Annotated in this window: 7 protein-coding genes; all 7 read right to left on the bottom strand. The window is 38.6% G+C overall.

The window, feature by feature from the left end; translation table 11 throughout:
• Positions 1-14 precede the first annotated feature (14 nt).
• The 7 genes from ACIQXW_RS20925 to ACIQXW_RS20955 all read right to left on the bottom strand — a co-directional run bounded on the left by ACIQXW_RS20925 (position 15) and on the right by ACIQXW_RS20955 (position 7,181).
• Positions 15-776 carry an iron ABC transporter ATP-binding protein gene (locus tag ACIQXW_RS20925; protein WP_401021656.1) on the bottom strand — a complete coding sequence of 254 codons (762 nt, stop codon included), beginning with the start codon at positions 774-776 and terminating at the stop codon, positions 15-17.
• Positions 773-1,726 carry an iron chelate uptake ABC transporter family permease subunit gene (locus ACIQXW_RS20930; protein WP_401021655.1) on the bottom strand — a complete coding sequence of 318 codons (954 nt, stop codon included), beginning with the start codon at positions 1,724-1,726 and terminating at the stop codon, positions 773-775. Before ACIQXW_RS20930 ends, ACIQXW_RS20925 begins: the two co-directional genes overlap by 4 nt.
• Positions 1,719-2,669, bottom strand: a complete 951-nt coding sequence (locus ACIQXW_RS20935; RefSeq protein WP_340821984.1) for an ABC transporter permease — start codon at positions 2,667-2,669, stop codon at positions 1,719-1,721. The genes ACIQXW_RS20930 and ACIQXW_RS20935 overlap by 8 nt, the downstream gene beginning before the upstream one ends.
• A 284-nt stretch (positions 2,670-2,953) precedes the next feature.
• Complete coding sequence (locus tag ACIQXW_RS20940; RefSeq protein ID WP_402765210.1) at positions 2,954-4,009, bottom strand: YkvI family membrane protein; 1,056 nt, start codon at positions 4,007-4,009, stop codon at positions 2,954-2,956.
• 73 nt (positions 4,010-4,082) lie between these two features.
• Positions 4,083-5,192 (bottom strand): o-succinylbenzoate synthase, encoded by a 1,110-nt coding sequence (gene menC, locus ACIQXW_RS20945; RefSeq protein WP_402765212.1) that lies wholly within the window; start codon positions 5,190-5,192, stop codon positions 4,083-4,085.
• Between the two features lie 21 nt (positions 5,193-5,213).
• On the bottom strand, positions 5,214-6,038 hold the full coding sequence (locus tag ACIQXW_RS20950; RefSeq protein WP_340821979.1) for a GNAT family N-acetyltransferase: 825 nt from the start codon (positions 6,036-6,038) through the stop codon (positions 5,214-5,216).
• 15 nt (positions 6,039-6,053) lie between these two features.
• Positions 6,054-7,181: a M20 peptidase aminoacylase family protein gene (locus ACIQXW_RS20955; protein WP_340821978.1), complete on the bottom strand. Its 1,128-nt coding sequence runs from the start codon at positions 7,179-7,181 to the stop codon at positions 6,054-6,056.
• Positions 7,182-7,878: the final 697 nt, after the last annotated feature.

Genomic DNA, 7,878 nt, shown 5'->3' on the forward strand with positions numbered 1-7,878 from the left:
ACTATCTATTGTTACTAAGAGTTAAAGTACACACAAATGCGACAACCATTTTGCTCTTGTACAGGGATATCCATATCATAGATTTCCTTTAACGCATCTGAGTTAATAATGTCATTCGTTGGACCATCTTTTACAACGCGTCCATTTTTTAAAGCGACGATATGATCAGAATATACGGAAGCAAAGTTAATATCATGTAAAACAATGACAACCGTTTTTCCTAGCTCATCGACCAACTTGCGCAATATTTTCATGATTTGCACGGAATGCTTCATGTCTAAATTATTAAGTGGCTCATCAAGTAGAATGTAGTCTGTATCTTGCGCAATGACCATTGCAATAAATGCCCGTTGTCGCTGACCACCTGATAATTCATCTAAATAATTATGCTGAATATCAGCTAAATTCATATATTGTATTGCCTCATCTACTTTTTGTTCGTCCTCTGGTTTTAGGTTCCCTTTTGAATAAGGAAAACGACCAAATGAAACGAGTTCACGTATTGTTAGGCGTACATTCATGTAGTTTGACTGCTTTAAAATCGATACGCGCTTTGCAAAGTCATCAGATTTCCAGCGACGCACATCTGACTTATCGAGTAGTACTTCCCCAGTGTCTGCATTAAGTAAACGGCTTACCATTGAAAGCAGAGTTGATTTACCTGCACCATTCGGTCCAATAAAGGACGTAATTTTACCAGGCGCAACGTCTACACTAACATCTTGAATGACCGGCTTTTTCCCAAAAAACTTAGAAATTTCTTTAACTTGGATCATCCTGCTGACCTACTTTCCTTCAATAATAGGTAGATGAAGTACACGCCACCTACAAAGTTTATAATAACGCTTAGTGTTGTATCGAAGTTGAAAATACGCTCGACCATCCACTGACCACCGACTAAAGCAACAATACTCATTACACAAGAGCCTGCAATTAATACAGAATGCTTGTACGTCTTGAAAAACTGATACGATAAATTCGCTACGATTAAGCCAAAGAATGTAATTGGCCCAACAAGAGCTGTAGATACGGCGATTAATATCGAAGATAATATGAGCATGCGTTGTACAAGCTTATCATAAGGTACCCCTAGGTTTATTGCTGTATCGCGACCCAGTGACATTACATCAAGTTGACTCATATGACGCCAACCGTAAATAAATGTACCAACAATAACAAGACCTGCTAACCATACTAAATCTGAATTCACATTATTAAAGCTTGCAAACATTTTACTTTGTAAGCTTAGGAATTCATTAGGATCAATTAATACTTGGAAGAACGTAGTGACGCTTCCTAAAAATGTTCCGACAATCATACCGACAAGCAACAGAAAGTAAATCGGACGTTTTCCTTCTTTGAACAATACTCGATAAAATATTAACGCGAAAACAACCATTGCTGAAACAGCTAGTAAAAAATTGTAATGTGCATTAATAACAAATATTGACATCGAGCCAAAGAAGTAATAGATAATTGTTTGCACCATCATGTACAAAGCATCAAGCCCCATAACACTTGGTGTTAAAATACGATTATGTGTAATTGTTTGGAAAACCACCGTTGAATACGCAATGGCAATTCCCGTTAATGCCATCGCCACCACTTTAATGAGGCGACGTGGGAATGCATAACTGTAGTTCCCATTTAATTCATAAAAGACGTACAGTAACATAGCGGCTACTGCTAGTCCGATTAATATCAACATTTTGGTACGGTTACGCATATGCTCTCCCCCTAAATAACATAATTAGAAAGATTGCACTTCCGATGACGCCGACCGTCATACTAATCGGAATTTCATAAGGGAAAATTAACACGCGCCCTAAAATATCACATAATAATAGGAACGACATACCGAGTAAAGCCGTGTGTGGTAATGTCTTTGCGAGGTTATCCCCTTTGAATAGCGATATAATATTTGGAATAATTAAACCAAGAAACGGAATCACACCCACTGTTAGTACCACCGTAGTTGTCACTAGTGCTACTAACACTAAACCTAAATTCACAACGAATTTGTAGGAAAGACCAAGGTTTTTTGCAAAATCCTCACCCATTCCAGCCACTGTGAAACGGTTTGCATAAATGTAAGCTAAAATTAGAACAGGTACACTTATGTATAAAAGCTCATAACGACCTTTCATTATCAATGAGAAATCTCCTTGTAACCATGCAGCAATGTTTTGGATAATATCAGCCTTATACGCAAAGAATGTTGTAATCGAAGACAGGATATTTCCGAACATTAAGCCAATAAGCGGTATAAAAATCGCATCTTTGAACTTTATTCGATTTAATATTTGCATAAACATTAAAGTGCCGGCTAAAGCAAATATGAAAGCGAAGGAAATTTTTTGAAAGTACGTGACGTTTGTAAAAAACATCATTGAAATTAGCACACCTAATTTCGTAGCATCTAAAGTTCCTGCTGTAGTTGGTGACACGAACTTATTCCTACTTAAGCTTTGCATAATTAAACCAGCAATACTCATACCTGCACCTGCTAACAATATTGCTACAAGTCTTGGTACACGACTAATTAAAAATAGTCTAGTTTCTTCTGATCCGAAGTCCAATAAGTCACTTGGCTTAATATTTACTACGCCAATGAATAGTGACACAAAAGACAACACAACAGTTGCTGTTAAAAGATATCTTATTTTCATTGTAATCCCCGGTAGATTCATTATTGAGTGTAATTAATAATCAGCTGAAAATGATTATCATTACTCACGATTCTCATTATAAGCATCTTTTTATTATCAGTCAACCTTCTATTGAGAATTGTTCTCGCTTTATTCCGAAATACTTAAAAACTATGATTTTTCAACAAAAACACCGACAAAATAAGATATTTTTCATTCAACAATTGTGCACTATTTCCTCGGAATTTCTATTAAAATAAAAAGGTAATTGAGAATGGCATAACTTGCCCTTCTCAATCACCTCATTAAGCTACTCTTCTTATTCCTCGTAGCCATGCAAAAATTATGGACGCTACTAAAATAAAGCCTACATAGCCCATTACTGAATATAATTTCGATACGAGTGTTGTAAAGCCCACTAGGCTAGCAAAAAAGCCTAGAACGCCCATAAAAATAACAGCAGCCTTAAAGCTTGGCTTTGTTGGTTTAAAAAATCGCACCGTAAAAGAATAAAACATTCCTACTGCCGTATTGTAAATCATTCCTAATAACGAAAATGACATTAATAAACCTACTATTGGATGAATTTCATTTGCTAATGCGAGCATTGGAATATCCATTCCAGCAATAACGTTCATTTTAGCAAGAAGTGAAAAATGAATAAGTAAAATGAGTGCGCCTAATAATAGTCCCCCGATAATTCCACCCATGCCTGCAATTCGTTCATTACGAATAGCGCCACACATCACCGTGAGAAGAGAGAAGCATACGCCAATATTAAAAGACATATATAGCAAAGCCGTTACCCACCAGCTTTTGGAAGATGTTTGTAATTGTTGTTCAGCTATAACTGCTTGTTCTGCAAATGATAGATCCATCGTAGCTATTGAATAGACCGCAATAATCGTTACAACAGCTAACAAATAAGGCGTCGCAATGGCAATAATATTAATAATACTTTTTACATTCATCATAACCGTCATCATGGTGAGGACAATCATACAAATACTTCCTAGCCATACTGGTAGTCCAAACATTTGCTCGAAGGTAGCACCTGCTCCTGCAAACATAATAACTGACACACCAAACAAAAAAAGTGATAGAACAAAGTCCATTATAAAGCCTATAGTTTTACCTGAAATTTGATAAATCAAATCCTTATGAGACGTTGTCCGCAGCCTTGAACTAATTTGTGCTGTACACATTCCTACAAAGGCAAACCAGAGTGTCGCTAAAAGTGCGCCTAATACCCCCTTATTGCCATAACTCGTGAAATACTGAATGATCTCTTGCCCTGATGCAAATCCTGCACCGACGATAATTCCTACATAAGCCCCGCCGATTTGCAAGCTCTTTTTCAATCACTTCTCTCCTCGACTATTTATCCCGTACTGACAAACAGAAGGAGGAAAAAACACCCTCCATCTGTTAAAGCTACTCTGTATAGACTTTCTTGCTAATTGTTAATTTATCAATGACAGCCATATTTGGCTTATAGCCTATGCCGACGCTCTGAGGCACACGAATAACACCATCTTCTACTACGACCTCAGGCATAATAATATCCTCATACCAATAATGGCTTGACCCTGCTGTATCACCAGGTAATATAAAATTGGAGAGTGCTGTTAATGCGATATTATGCGCTCGTCCGATTCCCGCTTCCAACATGCCACCACACCAAACAGGAATATCATGCTCTTGACAATAGTCATGAATTTTCTTAGCCTCTGTTAAACCACCTACACGCCCAATTTTTATATTAATGACACCACAGCTACCTAGCTCAATCGCTTTACGGGCATCTTCAAGTGATGTAATACTTTCATCTAAACATATTGGTGTTTTCAACTGCTTTTGAAGCTTAGCATGATCTATAATGTCGTCAGCTGCAAGTGGTTGCTCAATCATGAGAAGGTTAAATGCATCCAACTGCTGTAGCACTTTTATATCTTTTAATGTATACGCTGAGTTTGCATCTGCCATTAATGGCAAATCAGGAAATGTAGCACGGATAGCTCGAATTACTTCGACATCGTACCCAGGTTTTATTTTTACCTTTACTCGCTTATAACCCTTTTCTACATAGACCTTAATCACATCTAAAAGTTTTTCAGTGCTAGTTTGAATTCCTAAACTGATTCCTACATCAATATAATCTTTGCTTCCACCTAACGCATGGGCAAGGGACTGTTTCGTTTGCTGTGCATAAATATCCCACACAGCCCCTTCAATAGATGCTTTGGCCATACAATTACGCCGTATAGGAGCAAACAAGGCACTAACCTCATCTGGATGTGCCAGCTCTTTATGTAGCAAGGCAGGCATTAAAAAGTCCTCTAACATATGCCATGTCGTCTTTAATGTCTCCTCTGTGTACCATGGTGCTACAAAAGCAACTGTCTCTCCCCAACCAATCGTTCCTGTCGCATCCTTCGCCTCTAAAAGCAATAGCTCTTTTTCACTAACAGTACCAAAACTTGTTGTGAATGGAGCCTTCATAGGCATTTTTAAATGTCTTATTGTAATTTCTTCTATTCTCACAAAATTCACTCCTTAGCTCTATTATAAAGCCAATAAAGAGCGTCTGACTAACAGGTAAAAATGAATATATTCTTTTTCCTTTTTCACCCGAACAATTGCATATTCTTGATCAAAAAAGGTCGTTAATATTGTACGAATTTTATAACGCCAGTCCTCTGCCAATTTCGGACTTTCCACTTTCATCTTTTGTAAATACTGTGGAATTGGAAGTAAATAAGCATCCTTATAAAATCTTTGGTTACTTTGAAATTCACTATCTTTATCGAGCACTGGTAATCCATCAACCGTCAATGACCACGACACTACTTGTTCTGCCGCTTCTTCTAGCTCATCCAAACTATCGTCTGCATGTTTGCGCTCAACCCACCACTCTACTGCAATGCGGTCAGAGGGCAGTCCATCATTAAAATCATCTTGCAACGGACCGTAATAATCTATTTCATACTGATTGCTATATGCATCTAGCTTTAAAAACGATAAATTTGCTAAACGCGCTTCTAATGGATCAATTAGCCAACGGACAAGCTGAAACCCATTCTCCCGCGCATATTCTTGCTGGGCATGCTTCAATAACTCTCCTACACCTTGTTCACGATATGTTTTTTCGACGCCAATCATGTGTGAGTGTAGATACATTTTTCCTTCGCGGTAACCTACAAAGCAGTAATTAAAACCAATTAGTCGACCTTCAAAATACGCACCAAGCAATAATCCGCCATTTTGAACAGCCGCTAGCATTTGATGTGAGGGGATTGCCTGACTCCCCCAAATTTCAACATTTAAGAATTGCACCTCAGCAATTTCCTCAGGTGTCATCATTTTTTTAATAGAAACGTTTTCTAACATTTTCTGATGCCTCCTTTATGTTTCGAGTTCTAATGCTCCTAATACAGCGTTTGCAAGAATTTCAACTCCAGTTACAAGTCTTGCCTGCTTAAATTTCATTTTCGGATGGTGTAGTCCTGGTGTTAATCCACAGCCTAGTCCAAGCATCGTCGTTTTTAAATGCGGACGTTGAACTGCATAATGGTGAAAATCTTCTCCTCCTGGTGTATGCACAGGCTTTCGTAAATTAGATAACCCCGCTGCCTTTACAATGGCTTGCTCCATAACATATTGAGCAGTTGTGTCTACCTCCGCTGCCACAATATTAGCAACTGTACGCAACTCAATTTGCACTTTATGCAAAATTTTTGAAGAATCGATTACACGTTTAACACCTTGAGCGAGTGTATCCATTACATCATTACGTTGTGCTCTTATATCAATCGTGAAGGCTGCTCTTCCTGGAATAATATTACCTGACCCACCTCCAGCTTGAAATTTTGTCATCTTAACGGATACAGGTACCATAGGATCTGTATGTATGGTTCGCAAATCTTCTATAATTGTTGCACCTACTTCTATTGCATTTACACCAAGATGTGGTCTTGCCGCATGTGCATCCTCACCGATGATTTCACCTTCGAGTAAACGAGATGCTCCATGATACAAAGCTGCACAATATGTGCCGTCCTCAAGCTCGTGTACTGGTCTTAAATGGACTCCAAATAAATAATCTAAATCATCAATAATGCCCTCTTTTAGAACGGCTAATGCACCTGTTCCTTTTTCTTCAGCCGGTTGGAAAATAACACGAATTGTGCCTTTGTATGATTGAGACTGCTCTTTCAAAAGTAAAAGAGCACCGATTGCCATAGTCATATGTCCGTCATGTCCACAAGAATGATTTGCTTTAAACTCACCATCTACTTCTTGCCATAATGCATCTATATCCGTACGTAAACCTACTTTTGGGTTTCCATCACCAATATCAACATACAGCCCTGTGCTATTTTTAAAGCGTTGCGGTGAAAATCCTTCACGTGTCAGCAAATCAAAAATATAATTTGTTGTTTCTACCTCTTGCCAGCTTATTTCTGGATTCGCATGTAAATACGTGAAAATCTCCATTAATCTAGGCCTCAAACGATCCAATGCTTCTTTCATGACAACCAACCCCTTAAAAATGTTACTAGTAAGATTATTATAACTAAAAACAGCCCCATTCGACAGAAAATTAAATTATCTTCTAGCTAATAGACTACACAAGAGACAAAAAAGATGCAGGGACATTACCCTAAAGTTTTAAAAGCAAGGCAAAGGTTTATGTAAATTTGCTATTTATTATGAAGAGAAACTTAGCTCCCTTTCTTTTGCAATAGATAAAATTTAGCAGATAATAATAGTTGATGGTAGCGAAGGCGGTGACTCCTGCGGGAACGCATGCAGCGTAAGAAGCAACAAGCCGCGCGTTAGCGAGGGTGCGGCTTACGGTGTGCCCGCGGAAAGCACCGCCGTAGCGGACATCAACGGCATTGCAAAAAGGGTTGGATTGTTGGCATTTTCCCGCTATGCAAAATGGATGAAGCCTTAGCTATTCTTACTTTTGCAATAAAAAATTTGAAGAATGCACCAGTTGATGGTAGCGAAGGTGGTGACTCCTGCGGGAACGCACGCAGCGTAAGACGCAACAGACCGCGCGTTAGCGAGGGTTGTGGCTTACGTGTGTGCCCGCGGAAAGCACCGCCGTAGCGGACACCAACATCATTGCAAAAAGGGTTGGATTGTTGGCATTTTCCCGCTATGCAAAATGGATGAAGCCTTAGCTATTCTTACTTTTGCAATAAAAAATTTGAAGAATACA

Source organism: Lysinibacillus sp. NPDC097162 (genome assembly GCF_044762185.1).
Classification (GTDB): Bacteria; Bacillota; Bacilli; order Bacillales_A; family Planococcaceae; genus Lysinibacillus.

Excerpts from the sequence above, each read along its gene's own strand:
- ACIQXW_RS20925 (WP_401021656.1), bottom strand. The coding sequence starts at position 776 with ATGATCCAAGTTAAAGAAATTTCTAAGTTTTTTGGGAAAAAGCCGGTC.
- ACIQXW_RS20930 (WP_401021655.1), bottom strand. The coding sequence starts at position 1,726 with ATGCGTAACCGTACCAAAATGTTGATATTAATCGGACTAGCAGTAGCC.
- ACIQXW_RS20935 (WP_340821984.1), bottom strand. The coding sequence starts at position 2,669 with ATGAAAATAAGATATCTTTTAACAGCAACTGTTGTGTTGTCTTTTGTG.
- ACIQXW_RS20950 (WP_340821979.1), bottom strand. The coding sequence starts at position 6,038 with ATGTTAGAAAACGTTTCTATTAAAAAAATGATGACACCTGAGGAAATT.
- ACIQXW_RS20955 (WP_340821978.1), bottom strand. The coding sequence starts at position 7,181 with ATGAAAGAAGCATTGGATCGTTTGAGGCCTAGATTAATGGAGATTTTC.